The sequence below is a fragment of the Streptomyces sp. TRM68367 genome (assembly GCF_014495685.1).
GTDB lineage: Bacteria > Actinomycetota > Actinomycetes > Streptomycetales > Streptomycetaceae > Streptomyces.
Map to the genome: position 1 here is coordinate 1 of NZ_JACTVI010000110.1, position 24,261 is coordinate 24,261.

Below are 24,261 nucleotides of genomic sequence, written 5' to 3' on the forward strand. Positions count from 1 at the left end.
CGGATACGGCGACGCTCCGCGTCGCCACCATCAGATTCGCTTCACCACCGGCCTGAAGGCCGATGCACTGCGAATGAATCCCGGTAGCGCAGCACACCGGCCGCCATCACCAGCGCGCCCGCCTGGAGCACGCCGCGCCCGAAGCGCGGGACGAGCTTTGCGCCGACAGCCCGAGACGTTCACGCCCTTGCCGCCGGGGTCCATGGGCTCGCCGGTGGCGCGGGCGAGGACGAACCAGCGCGCCGGTCGCCTGCGGCGGGCTGAGCCTGATCGATGTCCTGAAGTCAGCTCGAAGAACCGTATTAGGTCAGATCATGTCCTACTTACGGGGCATGCTCGAAGACATGACGACAGACACTCCGGCCCGGCTCCTTCAGCTCCTCTCCCTGCTCCAGACGCCGCGCGAGTGGCCCGGCGGTGAGCTCGCCGAGCGGCTGGGGGTGTCGCGGCGTACGGTGCGGCGGGATGTGGACCGGCTGCGTGAGCTGGGTTATCCCGTGCAGGCGAGCAAGGGGGCGGACGGCGGGTACCGGCTGATCGCCGGGAAGGCGATGCCGCCGCTGGTGCTGGACGACGAGGAGGCGGTGGCGATCGCCGTCGGGCTGCGGGCGGGGGCCGGGCATGCCGTCGAGGGGGTGGACGAGGCGTCGGTGCGGGCGCTGGCCAAGCTGGAGCAGGTGCTGCCGGGGCGGTTGCGGCACCGGGTCTCCGTGTTGCAGGCCGCGACGACGCCGCTGACCAGTGGGGACGGGGCGAGTATCGCGCCGGAGACGCTGACCGTGATGGCCTCGGCTGTGGCCGGGCGGGAGCGGTTGCGGTTCGCGTACCGAGCGGCGGACGGGACGGAGTCGCGGCGGCTGACCGAGCCGTATCGGCTGGTGTCCACGGGGCAGCGGTGGTACCTGGTCGCCTACGACCTCGATCGGGGTGACTGGCGGACGTTCCGGGTGGACCGGGTGAGTGAGCCGTTCGCCACCGGGGCGCGGTTCGCTCCGCGGGAGATGCCGACGGGGAGTGCGGCGGAGTATCTGCGGCAGTCGATGTGGGGGCGGCAGGTGACGTACGACGTTTCCGTCAGCTTTGCCGCGCCGGCCGAGCAGGTTGCCGTTGAGCTGCCGGGCTGGCTGGGTGCGCCGGAGCCGGTGGATGCCGGTTCCTGCCGGGTGCGGGCCACGGTGGGGGATGCGCTGGACTGGCTGGCGTTCCGGCTGGCCGTGCTGGGGTTCGAGTTCACAGTGGAGGGGCCGGAGGAACTGGTGCGGTGCGTACGGGAGTTGGGGGCGCGGCTGAGTCGGGCGGCGGGGTGAGGGTGGGGTACGGGAGGCGGGGTACGGCGTTGGCTGGGTGACTGTCGGTTGGTGCTGGCCGGGGGTTGGATACGCAGCCCGGCGCTGACGGGTACCGCCCGCGCCCACCCGTGCCGCCCTGGGGGTACCTCAGGCCCTTAATTTAAGGGGTCCTTGCACCGCGGGCACGCATGCCCGCGGCCTGACGGCATGGCCGGGCACCGTGTCGGCCGCCGCGGCACGCGAGCGCGGGCTTGCGGATGCGGTTCGCGTCGTCGCCGGCTGCCGCGGCACCCGAGCGCGCGCCTGCGGACAAGGTTGCCCACCGTCACAGGCCGCCGCAGCACCCGAGCGCGCGCCTGCGGACAAGGTTGCCCACCGTCACCGGCTGCCGCGGCTTACGCGAGCGCGGGCCTGCGGATGCGGTTCGCGTCGTCGTCGGCTGCGGGTGGTATGGGTGCGGCACGCGTGCCCGCGGCTGGACGGCTCGGCGGGCTGCCGTCGTTGGGCGCGGCTTGTGGAGGCGGTTGCGCGCCCGTCGTCGGCTGCGGGTGGGTGCGGTGCCGCGCCGTGAGGGCGCGGCTTGCGGCATGGCCTGAGGAGCCATCAAGCGTCCCCCCACGGAAAACCCCGCAGCGCCTCCAGGTTGCGCAAGGCCAGTGTGGCGGGGCCGGTGTCGTCTTCCGCGGGGGCGTCGACGGAGGCCCAGGTCGTTATCGCTACGCGCACCGCGGCACTGACCACGGCGGCTGCGAAGGTGGGGGCGGCAACGCTGTCGGCGGGCTTCGGCAGCCGTTGCGCCAGTGCCTCCGCCAGGGTGCGTTCCGAGGTCTGGCAGACCTCGGCCCAGACTCGGCGCACCGCCGGGCTCGTGTCGGTGAGGCGGATCAGGGTGCGGATCCAGTGCCAGGACTCCTTCGAGACCGCGGCGCCGGGGGTGAGGGTGTGGCGTACCGCGTGTTCCAGGGCCTGCGGGACGGACAGGTCGGGTGGGGCGTCGCGGACAGCCTGGATCCAGCGGTCGGCGCCGGCCGCGTAGAGGGGGGCGACCGCCTCCTCCTTGGTGGCGAAATAGCGGTAGAAGGTGCGCGGTGCGATGCCGGCGGCGCGGGCGATGTCCTCGGCGCGGGTGGCGCGCAGGCCGTGCCGTACGAAGAGTCCGGCGGCCGCCCGGGCGATCGCCATCCGGGTCTCGGCCTTCCGGCGCTCGGTCAGGGAGCCGTGGGAGTCGGGTATGGGGGTGGCGCTGCTCACGTTCGGCAGGCTATGCCCATGTGGCAGAATCTGCCATCTGGCGGGCAGCCCCGGTGTTCAGGTCCGGGGCGGCCCGCCCTTCAGAGACACTCCAGGCAGACCGACTCCGGCAGACGCACTCCCGGCAAGCTCCGGGCAGACGAAAAGGAGCCGGGCTCCGGCACCCCGGGGGGAAGGGGCACCGAAGCCCGACTCTGGAAGGTCCCGGCGCCGGGGGGGGTGTGCGTCGGGACGTGGCTGTGGTGGGTCGGCGGGTCAAGAAGTCCAGCGGCTCGGCAGTCGGAAGTCACGCTCCCGCGCCCCGAACTCCTGGGCCTTGAATGCTTGTTCCCGGACCCGGCCGATTGAAGCGGCGTTACATGGCCATGTTTGCGCGGTCTTTCGCCACCCGGCGTACGCGGCACCACCGTCGTACGCCACCGGGCGTGTCCCGAGCCGTACGCGCCGTCGTCGCGTACGGCCGGTCCCTTACGCCGCCGCCTCGAAGCCGGTGTCGCGGGCCAGCTTCTTCAGCTCCAGCAGCGCGTGCTTCTCGATCTGGCGGATGCGCTCGCGCGTCAGGCCGTGCTCCTTGCCGACCTCGGTGAGCGTGCGCTCCCGGCCGTCCTCGATGCCGTACCGCATCTTGATGATGGAGGCCGTGCGCGGGTCGAGGCGGCCGATGAGGTCGTCGAGCCCCTCGCTGCGCAACAGCGTCAGCACCGACTGCTCCGGCGACACCGCGGAGGTGTCCTCCAGGAGGTCGCCGAACTGGGTCTCGCCCTCGTCATCCACCGACATGTTCAGCGAGACCGGGTCGCGGGCCCAGTCGAGCACGTCGGTGACCCGCTCCGGCGTCGAGCCGAGCTCGGCGGCGATCTCCGCCGGCTCCGGGTCCCGGCCGTGCTCACGGTTGAACTCGCGCTGCACGCGCCGGATCCGGCCCAGCTCCTCCACCAGGTGGACGGGCAGCCGGATGGTGCGGGACTGGTCGGCTATCGAGCGGGTGATCGCCTGACGGATCCACCAGGTGGCGTACGTGGAGAACTTGAAGCCCTTGCGGTAGTCGAACTTCTCGACCGCGCGCACCAGGCCGGCGTTGCCCTCCTGGATCAGGTCGAGCAGCGGCAGACCGCTGCGGGGGTAGCGGCGGGCGACCGCGACGACCAGGCGGAGGTTGGAGCGGATGAAGATGTCCTTGGCTCGCTCCCCTTCGGCGACCAGGGCCTCCAGCTCCTCGCGGGTGGGGGCCGCCTTCGACGACCCACCCGCGCCGGCGGATAGCGTCACAGTCCCGTCGAGGACCTGTCGCGCGAACACACCCGCCTCGACGATCTGGGACAGCTCGACCTCCTTTGCGGCGTCGAGCAGCGGTGTACGCGCGATCTCGTCGAGATACATGCCGACCAGATCGCGGTCGGCGATCTCGCCGCCATGGGCGCGAACACTGCTTGCCGCATCGGCCGTCTCGCCGGTGGCGGACTGACGACGGGCGACGGCACGGGTTGCCATGCGTGCTCCCTTGCGATGGTGAGGTCAGCGGGTGGTCCTTCAGACGCCCGGCACTCTCTTCAGGTCCCTCCCGGACTCTTGTCGAGTGCCCTGCATCCGATGGAAACAACGACTGGAATCAGGACAGAATTCCCAACCCGCCCTCCAATTTTTCTGATCTTGCAGTACCCTGTCGGCCGCACCAGGAGGCGTGATGCCGCCGGAGCGTACAGAGGTCCAGGTCAGGCCGGGAGTCGAGGCTGACCTCGAGGCCCTCACGGACATCTGCAACCACTACGTACGTGAGACGGCGATCACGTTCGATACCGCGATCTTCACTCCGCGGGAGCACCGCCCTTGGCTGCTCTCCCACCCTGAAGACGGCCCGTACCGGCTGATGGTTGCCACAGACGACGATTCACAGCGAATCGTGGGCTACGCCACATCCAGCCCGTTCCGCCCCAAGCCCGCGCACGTCCCGCGGGTCAGCCGAACTGCACCGACCGCTTCGCCAGCCCGCCCCAGAACCCGTCGATCACCGACTGCTGCGCGGCGAGTTCGCCGGTCTCGTCCGCGGCGCCCATGGTCACGAACAGGGGCGCGAAGTGCTCGGTGCGCGGGTGGGCGAGCTGCCCGGCCGGGGCCCTGCGGGTGAAGTCGAGCAGCGCGTCCACGTCACCGGCCTCCAGGGCACGCCGGCCCCAGTCGTCGAACTCCGCCGACCACGCGGGTATGCCACCCTGCCGCAGCGCGGCGAGGTTGTGGGTGAAGAAGCCGGAGCCGACGATCAGCACGCCCAAGTCGCGCAGGGGCGCCAGGCGGCGGCCGATGTCCATCAGCTTCACCGGATCGAGCGTCGGCATGGAGACCTGGAGGACGGGGATGTCGGCTTCGGGGTACATCTCGACGAGCGGGACGTAGGCGCCGTGGTCGAGGCCGCGGTCCGGGATGTCCTGCACGGGGATGCCCGGCGCGCGCAGCAGCTTCCGTACGGACTCGGCGAGTGCGGGTGCGCCGGGGGCGTCGTAGGTCACCTGGTAGTAGTGCTCGGGGAAGCCCCAGAAGTCGTAGACCAGCGGCACCGGCTCGGTGGCGCCGAGGGCGAGCGGGGCCTCCTCCCAGTGGGCGGAGATCATGAGGATCGCCGTGGGGCGGGGCAGGTTTGCGGACCAGGCGGCCAGTTCGCCGGGCCAGACGGGGTCGTCCGCGAGAGGAGGGGCACCGTGGCTGAGGTAGAGGGCGGGCATGCGCTCCTGCGTTGCGGCGGACATGGGGGCGGTCCCTTCACGAGATCGAGACGCTTGAATCCTCAAGCTACGTCCTCAAAGAATATGCCAAACTTGTTTAATTTTCAATAAGGGTTCCTTTAGAGTGGGATACATGAATACGGCATCCGCTTCCTCACCCGCTGACGAGCCCCGCTGGCTCACCGGCGAGGAGCAGTGCGTCTGGCGCTCGTTCATCGAGGCCAGCACACTCCTCGACGACCACCTCGACCGCCAGCTCCAGCGTGACTCCGGCATGCCGCACGTCTACTACGTCCTCCTCGTCAGGCTCACCGAGGCTCCCCGGCGGCGGCTGCGCATGACCGAGCTGGCGATGGGCATGAAGATCACCCGCTCCCGGCTCTCGCACGCCGTCGCGCGGCTGGAGAAGAACGGCTGGGTGCGCCGTGAGGACTGCCCCTCCGACAAGCGGGGCCAGTTCGCGGTGCTGACGGACGAGGGCTTCGAGGCGCTGCGGCGGGCCGCGCCGGGGCATGTCGAGGCGGTGCGCCAGGCCGTGTTCGACCGGCTGACCCCTCAGCAGCAGAAGTCCCTCGGCGAGATCATGCGGATCGTCGCCGAGGGACTCCAGCCCAGCGAAGCGGGTGCGGACCTGCCCTGGCTCCGCTGAGCGCCGCTCACGCCCAGGGAGCCGGGACAGGTCCCGGACCGTACGGACGAGGCGTCCCCTTCCTCGTACGTACGGAAGACCCGAAGGGGTACGACCGGACAGCCGCGGCCGGTCAGTGCAGGGCGACCGGAACCGCCGCCTCCGTCTCAGTCTCCTCGCCCTCGGCGGAGGCCGCGACCGCAGCGCCGCCCGGGCTGCCGGCGTTGACGAAGGTCAGGGCGATGACCGCGGCCACGACCAGGATGCCGACGGCGAACCAGATCGCGTGGGTGTAGCCGTGCACCATGCCCTCCAGCTGGACCAGCTGCTGCTGCGACCGGCCGGCGGCGGAGGCGATGTGGTCGGTGATGTACGCCGTCGTCGCCGAGGCGGCGATCGTGTTCAGCAGCGCCGTTCCGATCGCGCCGCCCACCTGCTGCGAGGTGTTGACCATCGCGGAGGCGACACCGGCGTCCCGCGGCTCGACGCCCTGCGTGGCCAGGGACATGGCCGGCATGAACGCCGTACCCATGCCGAGACCGAGCAGCAGCATCGACGGCAGCACCAGTGAGGTGTACGACGAGCCGATCTCCATCTGGGTCAGCAGTGCCAGGCCGAGCGCGGCGACCAGGAAGCCGGGACCCATCAGCAGCCGCGCCGGGACGCGGGTCATCAGACGGGTGCCGATCTGGGTCGAGCCGACCATCATGCCGGCGACCATCGGCAGGAAGGCGAAGCCGGTCCTGATCGGCGAGTACCCCTGGACGATCTGCAGGTAGTAGGTCAGGAACAGGAACGTGCCGAACATCCCGATGATCGCGAGACCGAGCGAGAGGTAGATGCCGCCGCGGTTGCGGTCGGTGACCACGCGCAGGGGCAGCAGCGGGGCCTTCACCCTGGCCTCGGTGGCGATGAAGGCGATCAGCAGGACCGCGGAGGCGACGAACATCGCCACGGTCACCGAGTCGCCCCAGCCGTGGGACTCGGCGCGGGTGAAGCCGTAGACGAGCGAGACCAGGCCGAGCGTGGACAGGACGACACCCGGGATGTCGAGCGGGGAGCGGTTGCGGCTGCCGCCCGGCTCACGGATGACGAAGTAGGCGCCGGCCGCCGCGACGAGCGCGAACGGGATGTTGACGAAGAACGTCCAGCGCCAGTCCAGGTACTCGGTCAGCACGCCGCCGAGGATGAAACCGACGGCGGCGCCGCCACCGGCGATCGCGCCGTAGACGCCGAACGCCTTGGCGCGCTCCTTGGCATCCGTGAACATCACGGCGAGCAGGGAGAGCGCGGCGGGCGCGAGGAGCGCGCCGAAGGCACCCTGGAGGGCGCGGGCGCCGAACATCATGGCCTCGTTGGTGGCCGCGCCGCCCAGTGCGGAGGCGGCGGCGAAGCCGGCCAGGCCCACGACGAAGGCGCGCTTGCGGCCCCACAGGTCGGATATGCGCCCGCCGAACAGCAGCAGACCGCCGAAGGCGAGGGCGTAGGCCGTGACGACCCACTGGCGGTTGCCGTCCGAGATGCCCAGGTCCTGCTGGGCGGAGGGCAGCGCGATGTTCACGATGGTGGCGTCGAGGACGACCATCAGCTGGGCCAGCGCGATGAAGACGAGCGCTTTCCAGCGTCCTGGGTCCGGGGCGTTCTCGCGGACGCCGGGGGCCTTTGAGGCTGTTTCAGACATGGAGGTACCCACTTCGGGACTTCGGTACGGAAAAAGTGTCGTGAAGGGACGGTTCGGCTATGGGGACGGCCGTGGAAACCGTCGTCTGTTCAGACGGGTTGGCAGGCGCGGAACTTATCGCTGTTCAGCTCAGGACTGGCGCAGATCCTCCAGGGTCGCGGCCGCACCCGGCAGGGCGGAACGGGCCGGGGCCCGCAGTCCGTCCAGGAACAGCTGCAGATGGCGGTGGACAAAGCGGTCGACGCTCAGGCACTGCGTGCCCGCCGGGGGCCGGCTGAGCTGGGCCACGGCGACCATGACGTCGCCGACGCCCACGTCCTCGCGCAGCTGCCCGGCCGCCCTGGCGCGCTCCATGATCCCGCCGACGAGCTCCTCGCTCCGCAGGCGCGCGGCCTCCAGGTCCTGGTGCTGCTTGTCGAAGGTGCTGGAGACCATCGGGCACAGCGCGCTGATCCGCTCGTCGGCGGCGGCGTGCACGAAGCGCTCCAGAGCCTCGAAGGCGTCGCCGGTCTCGGCGAGCGCGCGCTCGGCCGCCTCCGACGTACGGTCCATGACGGAGCAGACGACCTCGCGGACCAGGGCGTCGCGGTCCGGGAAGTTGCGGTACACCGTGGCGTTGCCGACGCCGGCCCGGCGGGCGATCTCGTCGAGCGGCACCTCGGGGCCGTGCTCGACGAACATCTCCCGGGCGGCGGTGACGATCCGCTCCCGGTTGCGCAGAGCGTCGGCGCGCGGCCGGGCAACCTTGCGCTGCGCGGGGGTGGCGGTCTGCACGGTGCGCTCCTCGTCTGTAAGGCTTGTTCACGGTGTCTGTCGATCCGGGGACGGTCTCCCCGTTTCGCGCGGACACAGGTCCAAACGGGGAGACGATCCCCGGTTATTTCCCGCCTCCCAGGAATCTCCTGTGATCTGAGTCACATCACCTACCGGCGAGAAACCCACGATCGGTCTCCTCCAGCGCGCGTCCACGCACCGCGCGACACAGGGTGATCGCAAGGGTGCAGCCGGGCACCGGCGGCTGCCGTGGAGCGAAAGGCCCTGCATGCCGCCGCAGCCGACCGCCTGCCGGAGCCGGATACGGACGCGCCGCGTGGCCGCGCTGGCGTCCGTGACCGCTCTGACCCTCGCCGTCAGCACCTCGGCCGGCACCGGCCACCTCGCGCCGGGCGGCCCCACGACGGCCGGAGCGGGACCGATCACCCTGACCCGCTCCTCCGCGCACGGCCCCTGCCTGATCAGCGGCGCCCGTGAGGTCCAGATGTCCGAGGGCATCCCCACGCCCGACGGCTACGCCCGCTCCACCGGCACCGTCCGCGCGCTGACCGTGATGGTCGACTTCTCCGACACACCCGGCGAGGGCGACGCGCAGGGCCGCTTCCGGGAGTTCTTCCCGCAGACCCGGGAGTGGTTCCGCACCAGCTCCTACGGCCGCCTCGACTACCGCCCCGAGACCCCGGTCCCCGGCTGGCTGCGCATGCCGAAGCCGTTCCGGGCGTACGGCATAGAGCGCGGCGCACCGTTCGAACCCGGCTACCGGAAGCTGGTCCAGGACATCGTGGCGGCGGCCGACCCCAAGGTGGACTTCCGGAGGTACGACCTGCTGAACGTCCTGGTGACCCCGAACGCCGGCCCGTCGGCCCTGGACACGGTCCTGTCCGTCACCTTCGCCGGCAACGCGGAGGCGCCCGTGGCGGACGGCGTCCCGGTGGCCAACGCCTCCTTCGTCTACTCCCGCCAGGACGACGGCTCCGGCTCCTACGGCAGGACCGGTTACCGCGTCCTGCCGCACGAGAACGGCCATGTCTTCGGGCTGCCCGACCTGTACACCCAGGAGGGCGGGGGCGCGGTCGGGCACTGGGACATCATGAGCGAGGACTGGGGGGCCAACAACGACCTGCTCGCCTGGCACAAGTGGAAGCTGGGCTGGCTGGACGCCGGGCAGGTGCACTGCGCGGCGTCGCCGGGCACGAGGGAGTTCACGCTGACGCCGCTGGCCCGGGCGGGCGGCTCGAAGCTGGTGTTCGTCCCGCTGGACCGCAGGACGGGGTACGCCGTCGAGCTGCGCACCCGCGCGGGCAACGACGAGGCCGTGTGCCGGCCGGGGGTGCTGATCTACCGGGTCGACGCGGACGTGGACACCGGGATGGGGCCGATACGGGTGTACGACTCCCGCCGGGACAGCGGGGGTTGCACCCGTACGCCGAACGTTCACGCGGAACTCTCGGACGCGGCGTTCACGCCCGGCGAGACGTTCCGGGATCCGCGCCGGGGGGTCGTGATCTCGGTGGCCGGGGCGGATCTGGCAGGGGATCACCGGGTGCGGGTGACGCGGCGGTAGTACGGGGTTCGGGGCCGGCGTTGACCGGGTGACCGTCGGTTGGTGTGGGCCGGGGGTGGGCCGCCTTAAGGCACTGGGGGAGGCACGCATGCCCGCGGCTACGACGGCTGCGCGGGCCCGCGGCTACGACAGCTTCAGCCGCCGCCCGGGCGGGCGCCGCGCTGGGGCCCCTGCTCGGAGAGCTTGGGGCGAGGCACGACTGACCGCGGCTTGCGGTGTGGCGGGGTTTGGCGTCTCCGCGTGCGGGTGGCTTGTCGGTGGGCCGCCGTTCCCGCGATTACCGTAGGTCTCCCCCGATCGCCCGACCGGAGAGCCGATGCCCGCGAACTCCATGAACGACGCCGTCGAGGGCGCCGTGCCGGCCGAGGCGGTCACGCCGTTGATCCGTGGGGTCGGGGTGCTGCGGCGGCTGACCGAGGCGGGCGGGACGCTCAGTCCGAGCGCGCTGGAGCGGGCGACGGGCCTGGCCCGTTCGACGGTGGACCGGATCACGGCCACGCTCGCGCGCATGGGGTACGTCCGCCTGGACGGCCGGGACGTGGTCCTGGCGCCCCGGCTGATGGAGCTCGGCAACGCCTATCTGGCCGCCCTGCGCCTGCCCCGGCTGCTGGCCCCGCACGCGGACGCCCTCGCCGACGAGCTGGACGAGTCCGTGTCGCTGGCCGTCGGTGACCGGGATGGCATCCGCTTCATCCACCAGGCGACCCGCCGCCGCGCGATGTCCCTCAGCTTCCGCATCGGCGACCTGCTCCCGGCCGAACGCACCGCACCCGGCCCGCTGTTCGCGACGGAGTGGACGGAGCAGGCCTGGCAGCGCTGGCGGACCCGCCGGGCGGCCGACCCGCAGGACCGGTGCTTCCCCGCCGTACCACCGCGCGACGGCGCCGCAGGCGGCACGGCCGCCGAGGAGGACTTCGTACGGCGCACCGCGCACGCCGCTGCGCACGGCTGGGCGTTGGACGACCAGCTGATCGAACCCGGCCTGGTCGCGGTGTCCGTCCCCGTACGGGACCCGCGTACGGGCCGGATCGCCTGCGTGGCGAGCGTGGTGAGCCACACCAGCCGGCACTCGGCGGACGGCCTGCGCGAGGCACTGCGCCCCCGCCTGCTGTCGGCCGTGGCGGCGATGGAGCGCACCCTGCACGAGGCCCCGCCGGCACCCGGGGCGCCGCCCTCGGGGCTCGCGGTGTGGACCGGCGCGTCGAAGCAGGAGCTGGGCCGGGACTTCGTGGAGTCCCTGGCCCGCGGACTCACCGTGCTGACGGCGTTCGGCGAGGGCCGGGCGGAGCTGACCCTGACCGAGGTGGCCAGGGCGACCGGCCTGGCGCGGGCCACGGCACGGCGGGCGCTGCTCACCTACGAGCACCTGGGCCTGGTGACCACCCCCGGCGACCCGCGCCGGTTCGTCCTGACCCCGAGGGTGCTGTCCCTGGGGTTCCCGCCGCTGTCGCGCACGTCGCTGCCGCGGATCGCCCAGCCGCACCTGGCGGCGCTGTCGGACCGCGTGCACGAGTCGGCGGCGCTGGCGGTGCTGACGCCCGCGGGCGACGAGATCCAGTACACGGCCGCGGCGGCCACCGGCCGCGTGATGAGCGTGAACTTCACCGCGGGCACCCGGCTCCCAGCCCACGCCACTTCCCTGGGCCGGGTGCTGCTGGCGGACACTCCGGGTGGTCGTTACGACGACGTCCGCGCCCAGGGTTACGCCCTGGTCGACGAGGAGCTGGAGGAGGGCCTGCGCGCGATCGCGGTCCCGGTGCGCGACCGGGCGGGCCGGGTGGTCGCGGCGGCGAACGTGGCGATGCACGCCGCCAGGCACACGGTCGGGGTTTGCGTGGAGCGGATCCTTCCCGAGCTGGCGGAGACGGCCGTCCGTATCGAGGCGGACCTCCACGTGGCGAGCCGCTTCGCGCGGGTGGCGCCGGTCTGACCGGTCATCCGGAGACGGCGGCCCCCAGCAGCGCGAGCCGCGCAGACCCCGAGGTTCACCGCCCGGTAGTGCAGGAAGATCGCGGCGAACTCGCGGATGGTCGCGCTGGGCCAGAAGTAGGCGGCGGTGGGCGAGCCGATGACATGGCCGTCGACGCCGAGGGCCGCCTCGGCGGCGGTCATCCCGGCGGTGCGGCCCGGGGTGGCGCTTCGCCCGGGTTGAGGTCGGCGATCCGCCGCATGGCGAGTCCCGGCAGGCAGGCGACCTTGCAACCCGCATCCCGGGCGACGGTCAGGGGCAGGGCGCCGATCGAAGCCGGCTGGTCCACGATCACCAGCACGGTGCCGAACTTCGCGGTCGGCTGGTCGATCACGGCCCCGGTTTCGGCTCGCTGTCTCAACGGCACCCCTCGGGCCGGTGACACCACCCCCTAGGTCATGCGTTCGACAGGGGGACGGTGGACGAACTTCGGCACGCCAGGAACATCAGGTGGTGGGGAGGTTCTGCTCGGCCCAGATCGTCTTGCCGGTGTACGTCTGGCGGGTGCCCCAGCCCTGCGTGAGCTGGGCGACCAGGAGGAGGCCGCGGCCGCCTTCGTCGAACGTGCGGGCCCGGCGCAGGTGGGGGGCGGTGTTGCTGGCGTCGGAGACCTCGCAGATGAGGTTGCGGTCGCGGATCAGCCGGAGCTGGATGGGTGCGCCGCCGTAGCGGATGGCGTTCGTGACCAGCTCACTGACGACCAGTTCGGTGACGAACGCCGCCTCGTCCAGGCCCCAGGCGGCCAGCTGCCGGCAGGCGTTCTTACGGGCCTCGGAGACCGCGGCGGGGTCGGCCGGCACGTCCCAGGTGGCGACATGGGCCGCGTCCAAGGCGCGGGTGCGGGCGATCAGCAGCGCCACGTCGTCGGTGGGGCGGGTCGGCAGAAGCGCCCGGAGCACGGTGTCACAGGTGCTCTCCAAGGACGGGTCCGGCCGGGCCAGCACCGCGCGCAGTGCGTCGAGGCCTTCGTCGATGTCCCTGCCCCGGACCTCGATGAGGCCGTCGGTGTACAGCGCGAGGAGACTTCCCTCCGGCAGCTCCATCTCGGTGGCTTCGAAGGGCAGGCCGCCCAGCCCCAGCGGCGGGCCCGCGGGGACGTCGATGAACTCCACGGCGCCGTCCGGGGTCGCCAGCACGGGTACGAGGTGGCCCGCGCGAGCCAGGATGCACCGCCGGGAGACCGGGTCGTAGACGGCGTACAGGCAGGTGGCGCCGATGTCGCCGGCGGGGCCGGAAGCGCTGTCGGCCTCGGCGGACAGGCGGTTGACGACGTCGTCCAGGTGGGTCAGCAGTTCGTCGGGCGGGAGATCGACATCGGCCAGGGTGCGTACGGCGGTGCGCAGTCGTCCCATGGTGGCCGAGGCCTGGACGCCGTGGCCGACGACGTCGCCGACGACGAGGGCGACCCTGGCGCCGGACAGCGGGATCACGTCGAACCAGTCGCCGCCGACGCCGGTCTGGGCGCTGGCAGGCAGGTAGCGGGAGGCGACCTCCACGGCGGCCTGCGGGGGCAGCCGCTGCGGCAGGAGACTGGCCTGCAGGGTGAGGGAGGTGCGGCGCTCGCGGGTGTAGCGGCGGGCGTTGTCGATGCACACGGCCGCCCTGGCGGTGATCTCCTCGCCCAGGAGCAGATCATCCTGCTCGAAGGGCTCCGGGCGCCGATGGCGGGAGAACGTGGCAACGCCGAGGGTGATGCCGCGGGCGCGCATCGGCACGGCCAGCACCGAGTGGAAGCCGTACCGTCGTACCCGCTCGGCCCGGTCCGGGGCCTGGAAAGCCCACTGGGCTATCCCGGAGGTGGTCACCTTGCGGATCAGCGGCCGACCGGTGGTCAGGCACTCGGCCGCGGGCGACTCGTCCGGATAGGCGGCCACCGTTCCACGCTGGACCACGACCTCGGGGCAGCCCTCCAGGACGGACTGGTAGGCGACGCGGCGCAGCAGGACCGGGCCGGGCGGCGAGCCGGCGCGTGGGTCGTCCCCGCCTTCGATGGCGGGGAGCAGGTCGACGGTGACGAAGTCCGCGAGACGGGGGATGGACACGTCGGCGAGTTCCTGCGCGGTGCGGGCGAGGTCCAGGGTGCTGCCGATACGGACGCTGGCGTCGTTGAGCAGGGCCAGACGCTCCCGGGCCAGGTGCTCCGCGGTCATGTCGTGGGCGGAAAGGAGCACCCCCCGCACCGTTCCTTCGGCATCCCGGACAGGAGTCAGCGACGTCGTCCAGAAGCTCTCGCGCTCATGGCCCGCCAGGCGCAGGGCCAGCTGTATGTGCTGCTGTTCGCCGGTCTCCAGCGCCCCCCGCATGCATTGTTCGGTCCGGTCGCTCTGCGGATCGACCACGATCTCCGATACGCGCAGTCCCTGCATCGCCTTCTCTGGCAGGCCGATCACACGTTCCATGTTCGCGTTCGCCCGCCACAGCCGCAGGCCGTTGTCGTAGAGCGCCGTCGTATCCGGGGACTGGGTGAACGCCAGCATGACCAGCGTGTCGTCCTGGGAGGGCGCCGGCGGACGGGCCAGGGGGCAGACCAGGAACCACGCACCGTCCGAGTCGCCCTCGCTGTCCGGCTCCCGGTGGTGGGCCAGCAGGTTCAGTGTGAGGCGACGGCCGTCCCGGTGCAGCAGCGTCGCCGTCCCGTTCCACCTCGGCAGCGTCTTCAGGGACCGCAGGAGCTCGGCAGGCGGCTCCCCGGAGAGCAGCGCGGCCGCGTCCCGGCCGACGACCTCAGCGGGCCGGTAGCCCAGCAGGCGCTGCGCCCCCTCGCTCCATCCAGTCACGATGCCGCGCGAATCCACGGTGGCTCTGGCCGTGGCCGCCTCGTCGACGGGATCCGCCGGTCGCGCCGGCCGGTCGTCTCCGGCGGTTTCGGATAGCGTCATCGCGCTCATCCCGCCTTCGCCTCGGTCCTTCCACCATGGGTCGCGGCCCGGCCAGGAGCAACCGATGACCGGAGCCGTGTGACACCTATGCTTAATAGGGAGATATAAGCAAAGAAACTATGAAAGAAGCCGTGAAGGAAGCTAGATGCACTGATTGGGGGGAGAAACGATTATCAGGAGATGGAGGGTTGTTCCATGGGTTCCACTGGCGAGGGGACATGGCCTGACCCGGCCGAGTGGACCGGGAAGATCTACAGCGGTGGCTGGCGGCAGTCCGAGGGCGGCACCCAACAGGTCAGCGAACCGGCCACGGGACAACAGCTGGCGGAGGTGGGTGTGGCGGCGGCTTCGGATGTCGCCCGGGCCGGAGCCATGGCCGCCCGGGCTCAGCGGGCCTGGGCCGAGGTGGCTCCACACAAGCGCGCCGAGGTCCTGCTCGGCGCCTCCCGGGCGCTGCGCGACCACAGCGGGGCCATTCGCGAGTGGATCGTCAGGGAGTCCGGAGGCGTCCCGGCGAAGGGCGACTACGAGATCGCGGCCGGGCGCAGTCAGCTGGCGCAGGCCGCCGGGCTCGCATCGCTGCCCCACGGCGAGATCCTGACCCCGCCGGTACCCGGCCAGGCCAGTTACGCGTGGCGGGTACCACTGGGGGTGGTCGGCGTCATCAACCCCTGGAACGCACCGCTGCTGTTCGCCATGCGGGCCCTCGCGCCCGCCCTTGTCCTCGGTAACGCTGTCCTGCTCAAACCCGATCCCCATACCCCGGTGTCCGGCGGCGTCGTCGTCGCGCGAATGTTCGAGGATGCGGGACTGCCCGAAGGGCTGCTCCACGTCCTGCCCGGAGGTGTCGGGACCGGCCAGGCCATCGTGGCCGATCCCCACGTCGCCATGGTCTCGTTCACCGGCTCCACCGAAGCCGGACGGGCCGTCGCCCGCGCCGCCGGCGACGGGCTCAAGCGAGTGGCCCTGGAACTGGGCGGCAAGAACTCGATCGTCGTACTCGACGACGCGGACGTTGACGCCGCCGCGGCGGCCGGGGCGATGAGCTCCTTCGGTTATCAGGGGCAGGCCTGTGTCGCCGCCGGACGCCATCTGGTGCACGTCGATCTCGTGGAGCCGTACACCGCGGCGCTGATCAGGCAGGCCAAGGCGCTGCGGATGGGCGACCCCCGCGAGGAGGGTGTGGCGATCGGCCCCGTCATCAGCGAACGCCAGGTCGTGAGGATCGAGCGCATCGTGGACGAGAGCGTGGCCGCCGGGGCACGGGTGCTGGCCGGCGGACGCCGCGACGGGCTGTACTACTCGCCGACCGTCCTGGACCACGTGGAGCGGACCATGCCCGCCTTCACCGAGGAGATCTTCGGACCCGTCGCGCCCGTCGTTCCGTTCCGTACCGACGCGGAGGCCGTCGAGATCGCCAACGACACCGCATACGGCCTGACGGCGGCCGTGCACTCTCGTTCGGTGCCGCGGGCCACCGGCGTCGCCGAGCAGCTGCGCACCGGCATGGTGCACCTCAATGACGTGTCCGCCAAGGACGCCGCGAACGCGCCTTTCGGCGGCATGGGAGCATCGGGCAACGGCTCCCGCATCGGCGGCACCGCCAACTTGGAGCAGTTCACCCAATGGCGCTGGATGACAATGAGCGGGGCGGCCTGACATCTACACGTTACGGCCGACCAACACGGCGCCCGGCGCGTCTGCGGCTTCACCCGGGCGGGTCGCAGGCCCTTGCCGAGTGCCGGCGTTACGTCTCGCACCCTGAGCGCACCCTCCACACCTGCGACGACCTTGAGGATCGCCTGGTGATCGGCAGGCAGCGTGCTCTCGTCCATGCCGTCTTCGCGGTGCGGGACCAGCAGCAGGCCGCCCGCCCCGGCGCGGACGCCCCTCTGCACGGGCAGTCCGCCGGTCGGCACGACCCGTCCGGTGCACGCCGCCAGGTAGCGGTCCTGGCCCGTGTTCTCCTCGGCCCGGCCCAGCGGTGGCCGCGGACTACATCCAGTACCGCCGCCACGCCTTGGTGGGCGACGGGCCCCTCGACTACTCCCACTGGGACAAGCGCATCCCGGCGTACGGAGCCGACGGAGCACTCCTCACCCACATCGGCTTCGCCTGGATGATCAACTCAATCGCCCTGACCACAGCCCGCCAGCCCTGAGCCAACCCTTCAGCCTCCCGGCCCCTCAGCCGCAGTCGGGGCTCACCCGCTACACTGTCGTCGGTGCGCAGCCTCCACAGGCAGCGCACCGCACGCTCCAACGGAAGACCGTGTCGGACCTTGCGGACATCACCGCACTTCCCACACATTTTCCCACAGAGCCCCGCCTTCGTAGCTCAGGGGATAGAGCACCGCTCTCCTAAAGCGGGTGTCGCAGGTTCGAATCCTGCCGGGGGCACAATGCGTTACGCCGCTGACCTGGGGTTTCTCTCCCAGGGAGGCGCTCTATTCGGCCTCGGACTCCTCATCCGGGGCCGTTTGCGTGAGCGGTGCGTGAGCGGACGGAGAGTTGATCTCCCGAATACCGCCCAACGGATCAGCATCATCCGGCACGGACTCCGGACTGGGATGCTCCTCGCCGTCGGGCTCGGGCTCCGCTTCGGGAGCGGTGTTCTCGGAGGTGGCGCGGGCGCGCGGTACGAGCCGGGCTGCGGCCTCGGCGATCGCCAGGTCCGCTTCGGGGAGCAGGCTCGTGTACGTGTCGGCCGTGATGGTGATCGAGGAGTGGCCGAGCATCTCCTGGATGTCCTTCAGGTCGGCCCCGGCCGCGTGGGCGAGGGTCGCGGCACCATGGCGGAGGTCGTGGAGCCGGACCGGCGGGAGGCCGATCTCCTCGTACAGCTCGATGAACCGCCGTGTGACGTTGGCGGGGTGGAGCATCTCACCGTTTTCCTTGGTGAAGACACGTCCGGTCTCCACCCAGGCGCTCTCCCACTCCTTACGGTCCTTGTCCTGCTGGGCGCGGTGCCGACGCAGGGCCCGGACCGTGTCGGAGTCCAGCGCGATGGTGCGCGCGCCGGCGTCGGTCTTCAGGTCGTCCTCGTACACCTCCCAGCCGTCCACGACGAGTTGCTTGGCGACGGTGATGAGACCGGCGTCCAGGTTGGTGTCGGTCCACTTCTGGCCGCATGCCTCGCCCCGTCGCAGTCCGCGGAATGCGATCAGGTGGAACAGCGCGTACAGGCGGTCCTCCGCGACGTGGTCGAGGAAGAGCCCGGTGTGTTCCGGCGTCCAGACCATCACCGGCGACGGCTTCTCGCTGGTGCGCTTCCAGTGGAGGATGCGCTCCTCGGTCCACACGAGGGCCTTGGGTCGCTTGCCCGCCTCCAACTCGACGTGGGCGGCCGGGTTGAAGGTGATGAGCTGCTGGGCGATCGCGGCGTTGAGTGCGGCCCGCAGGGTGGAGCGGACGCGCTGGCGGGTGGCCGGACCGACGTTGCGGCGGTAGGGCTCCATCTCGGCGATGGCTGTCTTCATCGCTTTGCGGCGGGCGCGGGGCTCGCGCCCCTTCCAGGGAATCTGGGCGAGGTCCTCGAACGCCTTGCGGCGGGCTGCGTTGCCTTCGGCGATCTCGACGTTGGCCTCGGCGATGGCCTCGAACATCTCCGACAGGTGGGTGACCCGGAGGCGGTCGAGCCGCAGGTGCCCGATCCGCGGTTTCAGATGCACCCGGATATTGCTCTCGTCGCGGCTGATGGCACTCTGCCGTCCCTTCTTGCCCGCCAGCCACATGTCCAGCCACTCGCCGACCGTGAGTCGGCTCGTCAGGTCCAGGCCGTGGCTGAGGCGCCTGCGGGTCGCCTCGATGTTCGGCAGCGGGGCCTTCTCCTCGGCCACCTTCTCCAGCAACTCGGCTATCTGGGCCAAGCCCTCGGCGTCGTCAGCGTCGGCGAGGCCGACGAGCGCGCGCACGTGGTCGAGGTCCGCTTGAGCGGCCTTGAGGGATTCGTAGCCGGCGCGGCTGAAGGAGCGGCGGGTGCCGTCTTCGCGGGGCGGGAGTTCCTGGCGTATGGAGTACGAGCCGTGCTTGCGGCTGGAGAGCTTCGGGCACTGCTTACCGAGCGGCTTACCAGTGTGGGCGTCGCGGCAGTAGCAGCGGCGGTGGGTGGAACCCTTCAAAGATCATTCTCCTCATCGGTGTTGCCGACGGGTGGGTCGACGTCGGCGAGTTCTGGTGGCAGGTGCGGTGGTGTGCCGCCGTCTTCATGGATGAAGGCGCGGGCGCTGCGGAGGCGGTACTTGGCTTCCAACGCCCTTTCGGCGTAGTCGGCTTGGGCGCGCGCGGCTTCCTCGCGTTCAGCCTGGTTGGGGGCCGTCTCGGCCTTCCAGCGCTCGTGTTTCTCGCCCTTCAGCGCGGCCAGGGCGGCGCGCCGGTAGCGGACGTGGGCGCGGAAGTTGCGGAGCATGTCGTCTTCCATGCCGAAGTCCTCGCTGTCGCCGGTGAACCAGTGCATGGCATCCCATGTGGGGTCGGAGTGCTGAAGGGGAAGGCGCTGGACTCGGTTGACGTAGCCGACGGGGTAGAGCAGGCAGATGGGGTAGGTCCGTAGGGCTTCGGCGAGGACGAGGACGTCGACCAGGGGCAGGTTGGCGCGGCGGCCGGATTCCATGTTGGCGATCACATTGCGCGGGATCGGGTGGCCGATCTCCTCGCAGCGGTCGGCCAGGTCCTGGGCGCTCATGCGTAGCTCCTTCCTCCGTCTGCGGACCTCGGCGGCCACCGTGGCCATCACCTGGTCCACCCACTCGGGGACGTCGTCCTCGTCATCTCCAGGATCAAAACCGCGTTGTGTCATGGAGACACATTAGCTTCCCGATGATGGTTAGTGATCGCCTGGAGCCGGACGTGATGCCGCGTTCGCCGAGGGCTCACTCATGGACGGAGCATGCATGCGCACCAACGAGGCCGCCGAGCAGCCCAAGGGCATGACGCGAGCGGAGCTGCTGGCCCTGCCCGCCGCCATTGACCTGGACACCGGCAACCGGGCGCTGGGCCTGGGGCGGAGCAAGGGTTACGAGCTGGCCAAGCGCGGCCAGTACCCGTGCAAGGTACTGCGGCTGGGCAAGGCGTACCGCGTCGTGACCGCCGACCTGTTGAACCTGCTCGGCCTGGCCGCATGACCGCCCGAGCCCATAGCAGACGCTTCTGCGCTGAGCTGACACAGAAACGCTGGACTGTGTCGGGGCGTGGACGTACTGTCCGTGTTCCCTCGCCCCGGCCAAGGAAGCGAGAAAGCCCCCGGCGCGCCAACGCCGGAGGCTCCGCACACTCCACTGCCCGCATTCCAACGAACGACCTGCGTGAGTCGGGCCTGCATGCCCGACGTCACCGGATAAGGAGCTGCCCTGTGCAACCTACGACACCCGAGCCGCATTCCGCACCCGGCAAAGCCGCATGGCCGACGGTCGCGGTGCCCGGCCGACCCGGCCACGCGCCCGAAGCCAGCCCGGAGGCCGATGAGCGGGCGCCGGATACGGTTCCGGTGGATCAGCCCGCCGAGGAGGCGGTGCCGGACCCTGCGCCGACGTACGGCTCTGAGCTGCTGAACGAACTGCGTGCCCAGGTAGCCCAGTTCGTGATCCTGCCCTCCCAGCAGGCGCTGGACGCGGTCACGCTGTGGGTGGCGGCGACCCACCTGCAGCCCGCGTGGCAGCACGCCCCGCGCCTGGCGGTGGTGGGGCCGGCGAAGCGGTGCGGCAAGTCACGGCTGCTGGACGTGCTGACCGAGACGGTCCACGAGCCGATGCTCACCATCAACACCACCCCGGCGGCGGTCTTCCGCTCCATCACTGACGAGCCGCCCACGCTCCTGGTGGATGAGGCGGACACTATCTTCGGCACGCCGAAGCAGGCGGAGAAGAACGAGGAGATGCGTGGCCTCCTCAACGCAGGCCACCAGCGCAACCGGTATGTCACCCGGGTCGTCGGCAACGACCACACCCCGCACCGGTTCGCCACCTTCGCCATGGCTGCCCTCGCGGGGATCGGCGACCTGCCCGACACGATCATGGACCGGTCGGTCGTCATCCGGATGCGCCGCCGGGCCGAGGGCGAGAGCGTCAAGCCCTTCCGCTCCCGCCGCGACATCCCAGGACTCCACGACCTGCGGGACCGCATCGCTACCTGGGCCAGGCCGCTGCTGGACGAGGCGGCGGATCTGGAGCCGGACATGCCGGTGGAGGACCGGGCAGCTGACACCTGGGAGCCCTTGATCATCGTCGCCGACCTGGCCGCCGGGTCCTGGCCCCGCCGGGCTCGCGAGGCGTGTGCGGGGATGGTGGCTGCGGAGGTCGAGGCGGAGGAGGACCAGCCCGGCGAGGCCCGGATCCTCGCCGACATCCGCAGGGTCTTCGTCGCCCAGCGCGAGGTCGACAGCCTCTCCACGGACGAACTGCTGCACCTCCTGCGGCAGAACGCCGAGAGCCCGTGGGCGGAATGGGGGCGCAACGGGCTGACCGCCCGCGAACTGGCGGCGATGCTGCGCCGGTACGACATCAAGCCCGGCAACGTCCGTCTCGCCGACGGAACCCAGCGCAAGGGCTACATGCGCAACAAGTTCCTCGACGCCTGGCGGCGCTACTGCCCCACCGTTCACTCAGTGAACGCCGAGCCAGCCCCCTCCTCGGGCTGAGCACCGCCTCCCCCGGTGACCGTCCCTGCCGTCCCTGCCGTGATCCCGCAGGTCAAACGGCATACGGCCGGGACGGAAACCGGGAGCAAGACGGCAACGCGATCATGACGACCGCGCTGCCACCAACCGGACGCTGCCCGGATCCGTCTTGTGCCGTCCCGCGCGTCCTCGCCGTATCGCCGCAGGTCACAGCGTATGCGGCCGGGACGGCAAGACGGATCCGATCCCTCCACGGCCACCGAACCGCAGCCCCACCGGCCGTGCGGCCCCAAGACGCGCCAGCGCCGCCAGGACGGAACACCGACCCCCTGCCGTACCGGCTCTGACCTGCGCTTGCAACGGCCAAGACGGCTAAGACGGACCACGCCACCACCCCAGGAGAACCCCGCTTGACCACCCTCTCCACACCCACCCACCGGGACCAACGCCGCGGCGAAGGACGGCCGATGACGACCAAGCAGGCGGCCGAGCGGTATGCGCTCGTCGCGGCGGGAGCCGTCATCGTGGCCCTCACCGCCGGCGGGTTCTGGCTGTCCTACGCGCATCTCGCAGAGGTCGCCGGACAGCACGGCCTCAAGAGCTCCCCCGTCCGCCAGTGGGCCTGGCCGGCCACCCTGGACGCCTTCATCGTCGCGGGCGAACTCCTCATGCTCCGCGCGGGCCTGCGCCGGGTGACCGACGGCTGGGCAATCGCTCTCACCGCCACCGGATCGGTCGGCTCCATCGCACTCAACGTGGCCGGGGTCAGCGGCACAGGCAACGCCAGCGCCGTGCCCCTCCTCGACTACGTGGTCGCCGCGGTTCCCCCAACAGCCGCGCTACTGGCCTTCGGCGTCCTGATGCGGCAGATCCACCAACTGGTCGACCAACCTGCCGACCACCTGGACGCCGCGCCCGTCCAGGCGCCGGAACCACCGGTCACCGCGCCCGCCAAGCCACTGGCCGAGCCGGCCGGGCTCGCTGAGCCTCCGGCCGCCGGTTCCGTCCAGCCGACGGAACCACCGCCCGAGGTTTCGGAGACCAAGCCGCGCGGTGGCCGTCCGCCCAAGGCCACGCTCACAGAACTCGTGGCGATCGGCCGGATCGCCCTCGCTGAGCACGGCACACTCAGCCGCTCCCTTCTCCGGAAGGCCGTCAAGGACAGGGACCTGACGATCGGCAGTCAGCGGCAGACCAAGGTGATGGAGATCCTCCGGCCCGAAATCGAAGCCGCCGCCAAGACCGGTCCGAGCAGCAGCTGACCGGAAACCCAGCGGGGTGACCGGAACCCCTTCCGGTCACCCCGGCCAGCCGACCACCGCACCGCTCGACGCCCGCTTATCCACACCTGTGGATCGCGCGCCGGCCACCAGCACTCCGCCAGTCCTTCCCCGCCGACCCACCTGCCCCCGCCCCTTCCGGAGAACCGCCCGTGACACACGCCCCGCAACGCCCCGACCACACTCCCGACGAGCCACTGCCGCTGACGAAGTCCCCTACGCTGATGGGGCGTTTGCGCCGCGCGTTCGGACGGGCTGCCCCTGACGGAGCCAGTAGTACCCCGAGTCCGACTCAAGGCCGGACTTCGGGGATCTCCGCCCCAGGGGTGGCGGAGACGGCCCAGCACCAGGGGGCGCCGGACCAGGAAGCCGGAGCCGAGGGCGGCCCCGACCTGGACACGCTTCACTCCGTCCAGCAAGCCGTCCTGCGCCCCGCAGACAGCGCCGTCGTCGTCGGCGAGCCTGCCGTACAGAGCGTGCAGCCCACGATCCGCCGCTTCACCGGCACCAAGCGCAACGACCGAGTCGGCCCGCTGCGCTTCACCGGCGACCAGCGAGCCCGCCTCCAACAGGCCGCTGCCGAGCACGGCTACAAGGGCGACTCCGGCTTCGCCGCCGACATCGTCCTCGCCTTCATCACCGGCCGGTTCACCGCCAACCTGCCCCTGTCCGAGGACCGCCGCCGCACCCACGTCTTCCGCGCTCAGGTCCTGCGCCAGCTCAACCGGATCGGCGTCAACGTCAACCAGATCGCCCGCGCCCTCAACAGCGACCACACCCCACCCGACATACGTCAGGGCCTCGACGAACTCCACCACCTGCTGGAGCTGATCGCCGAAGCCCTGCGCCAGCCCGTCGACCCGGAGACGGAGGCAGCCGCGTGATCGCCGCCATCAAAAAACCGGCCGGGTCCAACACCCGCGGCCTGCTCGCCTACCTCTACGGCCGCGGAACCCACGACGAGCACTTCGACCCGCACATCGTGGCCGGCTTCGCGATGCTCGGCATGCCCGACCCCGGCCGCGACGAGAACGCAACCCTCACCGAACTCGGCCGCTACCTCGACGAGCCGGTCTCCTTGCGCAACAGCGAGTTCGGCAAGCCGGTCACCGATCACGTCTGGCACTGCCCGGTCCGCGCCGCCCCCGAGGACCGCTACCTCTCCGACGCCGAGTGGGGCGAGATCGTCCAGCGCATCGTCCAGGCCGCCGGCATCGCTCCGGCCGGTGACGACCTGGCCTGCCGCTGGATCGCCGTACGCCACGCCGACGACCACATCCACATCCTCGCCACCACCGTCCGCGAAGACGGACGCCGCCCCAAGCTCCACGACAGCGGCCTCCGCGTCGGCGACGCCTGCCGCGAGATCGAGAAGGACTACGGGCTGCGCCGCCTGAAGAAGGGCGACCGCACCGGCGCCCGCCGCCCCACCCAGGCCGAGATGCACAAGGCCGAACACCTCGGCTGGGACCAGCCCAGCCCGAGTGGCTCCAGGACCGCATCCGCGCCGCCATCCCGCACGCGACGAACGCCGAGGAATTCATCGCCTACCTCGAAGCCAGCGACATCGAGGTCCAGGTCCGGCGCGGCCCGTCAGGCGACCTCCTCGGCTATGCA

The 24,261-nt window shown here is 71.2% G+C and carries 18 protein-coding genes, 1 tRNA gene and 3 pseudogenes; 13 read left to right on the forward strand and 9 right to left on the reverse strand.

Annotation, left to right across the window (positions count from 1 at the left end; genetic code table 11):
- The first annotated feature begins 344 nt into the window (after positions 1 to 344).
- Positions 345 to 1,307 (forward strand): YafY family protein, encoded by a 963-nt coding sequence (locus H8R17_RS38755; RefSeq protein WP_187827891.1) that lies wholly within the window; start codon positions 345 to 347, stop codon positions 1,305 to 1,307.
- Between the two features lie 585 nt (positions 1,308 to 1,892).
- Here the strand turns inward: H8R17_RS38755 and H8R17_RS38760 are convergent.
- Together H8R17_RS38760 and H8R17_RS38765 are read right to left on the reverse strand one after the other, a co-directional pair.
- Positions 1,893 to 2,540, reverse strand: coding sequence for a TetR/AcrR family transcriptional regulator (locus H8R17_RS38760; protein WP_399477864.1), 648 nt, complete (start codon positions 2,538 to 2,540; stop codon positions 1,893 to 1,895).
- Positions 2,541 to 3,008: 468 nt separating this feature from the next.
- Positions 3,009 to 4,031 (reverse strand): RNA polymerase sigma factor RpoD/SigA, encoded by a 1,023-nt coding sequence (locus tag H8R17_RS38765; protein ID WP_187827892.1) that lies wholly within the window; start codon positions 4,029 to 4,031, stop codon positions 3,009 to 3,011.
- Between the two features lie 193 nt (positions 4,032 to 4,224).
- On the opposite strand from H8R17_RS38765, the pseudogene H8R17_RS47955 reads away from it, so the two are divergent.
- A pseudogene (locus H8R17_RS47955) lies at positions 4,225 to 4,536 on the forward strand (GNAT family N-acetyltransferase); the annotation flags it as partial.
- Here the strand turns inward: H8R17_RS47955 and H8R17_RS38770 are convergent.
- Positions 4,496 to 5,281 (reverse strand): dioxygenase, encoded by a 786-nt coding sequence (locus H8R17_RS38770; RefSeq protein ID WP_187827893.1) that lies wholly within the window; start codon positions 5,279 to 5,281, stop codon positions 4,496 to 4,498. The pseudogene H8R17_RS47955 and the gene H8R17_RS38770 sit on opposite strands and share 41 nt — an antisense overlap.
- Before the next feature lie 109 nt (positions 5,282 to 5,390).
- Here H8R17_RS38770 and H8R17_RS38775 point away from each other — a divergent pair, with 109 nt between their 5' ends.
- Positions 5,391 to 5,906 (forward strand): MarR family winged helix-turn-helix transcriptional regulator, encoded by a 516-nt coding sequence (locus H8R17_RS38775; RefSeq protein WP_187827894.1) that lies wholly within the window; start codon positions 5,391 to 5,393, stop codon positions 5,904 to 5,906.
- 112 nt (positions 5,907 to 6,018) lie between these two features.
- Here H8R17_RS38775 and H8R17_RS38780 read toward each other — a convergent pair whose 3' ends face one another.
- The gene (locus H8R17_RS38780) at positions 6,019 to 7,566 is read right to left on the reverse strand and encodes an MFS transporter (RefSeq protein ID WP_187827895.1); all 1,548 of its coding nucleotides are present in this window, start codon (positions 7,564 to 7,566) and stop codon (positions 6,019 to 6,021) included.
- A gap of 129 nt (positions 7,567 to 7,695) precedes the next feature.
- Positions 7,696 to 8,340: a TetR/AcrR family transcriptional regulator gene (locus H8R17_RS38785; protein WP_187827896.1), complete on the reverse strand. Its 645-nt coding sequence runs from the start codon at positions 8,338 to 8,340 to the stop codon at positions 7,696 to 7,698.
- 268 nt (positions 8,341 to 8,608) lie between these two features.
- On the opposite strand from H8R17_RS38785, the gene H8R17_RS38790 reads away from it, so the two are divergent.
- Together H8R17_RS38790 and H8R17_RS38795 are read left to right on the forward strand one after the other, a co-directional pair.
- Positions 8,609 to 9,904: a M6 family metalloprotease domain-containing protein gene (locus tag H8R17_RS38790; RefSeq protein ID WP_187827897.1), complete on the forward strand. Its 1,296-nt coding sequence runs from the start codon at positions 8,609 to 8,611 to the stop codon at positions 9,902 to 9,904.
- Between the two features lie 316 nt (positions 9,905 to 10,220).
- Entirely contained in the window at positions 10,221 to 11,834 is a 1,614-nt protein-coding gene (locus H8R17_RS38795) for an IclR family transcriptional regulator C-terminal domain-containing protein (protein ID WP_187827898.1), read from the forward strand.
- 205 nt (positions 11,835 to 12,039) lie between these two features.
- Here the strand turns inward: H8R17_RS38795 and H8R17_RS38800 are convergent.
- Together H8R17_RS38800 and H8R17_RS38805 are read right to left on the reverse strand one after the other, a co-directional pair.
- A pseudogene (locus tag H8R17_RS38800) lies at positions 12,040 to 12,210 on the reverse strand (transposase); the annotation flags it as partial.
- Positions 12,211 to 12,319: 109 nt separating this feature from the next.
- A complete protein-coding gene (locus H8R17_RS38805) occupies positions 12,320 to 14,761 on the reverse strand; it encodes a SpoIIE family protein phosphatase (RefSeq protein ID WP_187827899.1) in 2,442 nt (813 codons plus the stop codon).
- A 186-nt stretch (positions 14,762 to 14,947) separates the two neighbouring features.
- Between H8R17_RS38805 and H8R17_RS38810 the strand changes: the two genes are divergently transcribed.
- The 3 genes from H8R17_RS38810 to H8R17_RS38820 all read left to right on the forward strand — a co-directional run bounded on the left by H8R17_RS38810 (position 14,948) and on the right by H8R17_RS38820 (position 17,151).
- Complete coding sequence (locus tag H8R17_RS38810) at positions 14,948 to 16,411, forward strand: aldehyde dehydrogenase family protein (RefSeq protein WP_187827900.1); 1,464 nt, start codon at positions 14,948 to 14,950, stop codon at positions 16,409 to 16,411.
- A gap of 325 nt (positions 16,412 to 16,736) precedes the next feature.
- A complete protein-coding gene (locus H8R17_RS38815; RefSeq protein ID WP_187827901.1) occupies positions 16,737 to 16,913 on the forward strand; it encodes a hypothetical protein in 177 nt (58 codons plus the stop codon).
- A gap of 165 nt (positions 16,914 to 17,078) precedes the next feature.
- Positions 17,079 to 17,151: transfer RNA gene (locus tag H8R17_RS38820), tRNA-Arg, on the forward strand.
- A 47-nt stretch (positions 17,152 to 17,198) separates the two neighbouring features.
- On the opposite strand, the gene xerC is transcribed toward H8R17_RS38820, so the two are convergent.
- Together xerC and H8R17_RS38830 are read right to left on the reverse strand one after the other, a co-directional pair.
- Positions 17,199 to 18,872 (reverse strand): tyrosine recombinase XerC, encoded by a 1,674-nt coding sequence (xerC, locus tag H8R17_RS38825; protein ID WP_187827902.1) that lies wholly within the window; start codon positions 18,870 to 18,872, stop codon positions 17,199 to 17,201.
- Entirely contained in the window at positions 18,869 to 19,549 is a 681-nt protein-coding gene (locus H8R17_RS38830) for a helix-turn-helix domain-containing protein (protein ID WP_187827903.1), read from the reverse strand. The genes xerC and H8R17_RS38830 overlap by 4 nt, the downstream gene beginning before the upstream one ends.
- Before the next feature lie 94 nt (positions 19,550 to 19,643).
- Here H8R17_RS38830 and H8R17_RS38835 point away from each other — a divergent pair, with 94 nt between their 5' ends.
- The 5 genes and pseudogenes from H8R17_RS38835 to H8R17_RS38855 all read left to right on the forward strand — a co-directional run.
- The gene (locus H8R17_RS38835; protein WP_187827904.1) at positions 19,644 to 19,874 is read left to right on the forward strand and encodes a hypothetical protein; all 231 of its coding nucleotides are present in this window, start codon (positions 19,644 to 19,646) and stop codon (positions 19,872 to 19,874) included.
- A gap of 227 nt (positions 19,875 to 20,101) precedes the next feature.
- Complete coding sequence (locus tag H8R17_RS38840) at positions 20,102 to 21,385, forward strand: DUF3631 domain-containing protein (protein ID WP_187827905.1); 1,284 nt, start codon at positions 20,102 to 20,104, stop codon at positions 21,383 to 21,385.
- Positions 21,386 to 21,831: 446 nt separating this feature from the next.
- Complete coding sequence (locus H8R17_RS38845; protein WP_262505859.1) at positions 21,832 to 22,626, forward strand: DUF2637 domain-containing protein; 795 nt, start codon at positions 21,832 to 21,834, stop codon at positions 22,624 to 22,626.
- 344 nt (positions 22,627 to 22,970) lie between these two features.
- Positions 22,971 to 23,528 (forward strand): plasmid mobilization relaxosome protein MobC, encoded by a 558-nt coding sequence (locus tag H8R17_RS38850; protein WP_187827907.1) that lies wholly within the window; start codon positions 22,971 to 22,973, stop codon positions 23,526 to 23,528.
- Positions 23,525 to 24,261, forward strand: a pseudogene (locus H8R17_RS38855) (relaxase/mobilization nuclease domain-containing protein); the annotation flags it as partial. The gene H8R17_RS38850 and the pseudogene H8R17_RS38855, both read left to right, overlap by 4 nt.

Coding starts and splice junctions, on each gene's coding strand:
- H8R17_RS38755 (WP_187827891.1), top strand. CDS start 345: ATGACGACAGACACTCCGGCCCGGCTCCTTCAGCTCCTCTCCCTGCTC.
- H8R17_RS38765 (WP_187827892.1), bottom strand. CDS start 4,031: ATGGCAACCCGTGCCGTCGCCCGTCGTCAGTCCGCCACCGGCGAGACG.
- H8R17_RS38770 (WP_187827893.1), bottom strand. CDS start 5,281: ATGTCCGCCGCAACGCAGGAGCGCATGCCCGCCCTCTACCTCAGCCAC.
- H8R17_RS38775 (WP_187827894.1), top strand. CDS start 5,391: ATGAATACGGCATCCGCTTCCTCACCCGCTGACGAGCCCCGCTGGCTC.
- H8R17_RS38780 (WP_187827895.1), bottom strand. CDS start 7,566: ATGTCTGAAACAGCCTCAAAGGCCCCCGGCGTCCGCGAGAACGCCCCG.
- H8R17_RS38790 (WP_187827897.1), top strand. CDS start 8,609: ATGCCGCCGCAGCCGACCGCCTGCCGGAGCCGGATACGGACGCGCCGC.
- H8R17_RS38795 (WP_187827898.1), top strand. CDS start 10,221: ATGCCCGCGAACTCCATGAACGACGCCGTCGAGGGCGCCGTGCCGGCC.
- H8R17_RS38805 (WP_187827899.1), bottom strand. CDS start 14,761: ATGAGCGCGATGACGCTATCCGAAACCGCCGGAGACGACCGGCCGGCG.
- H8R17_RS38810 (WP_187827900.1), top strand. CDS start 14,948: ATGGGTTCCACTGGCGAGGGGACATGGCCTGACCCGGCCGAGTGGACC.
- H8R17_RS38830 (WP_187827903.1), bottom strand. CDS start 19,549: ATGACACAACGCGGTTTTGATCCTGGAGATGACGAGGACGACGTCCCC.
- H8R17_RS38835 (WP_187827904.1), top strand. CDS start 19,644: ATGCGCACCAACGAGGCCGCCGAGCAGCCCAAGGGCATGACGCGAGCG.
- H8R17_RS38845 (WP_262505859.1), top strand. CDS start 21,832: ATGACGACCAAGCAGGCGGCCGAGCGGTATGCGCTCGTCGCGGCGGGA.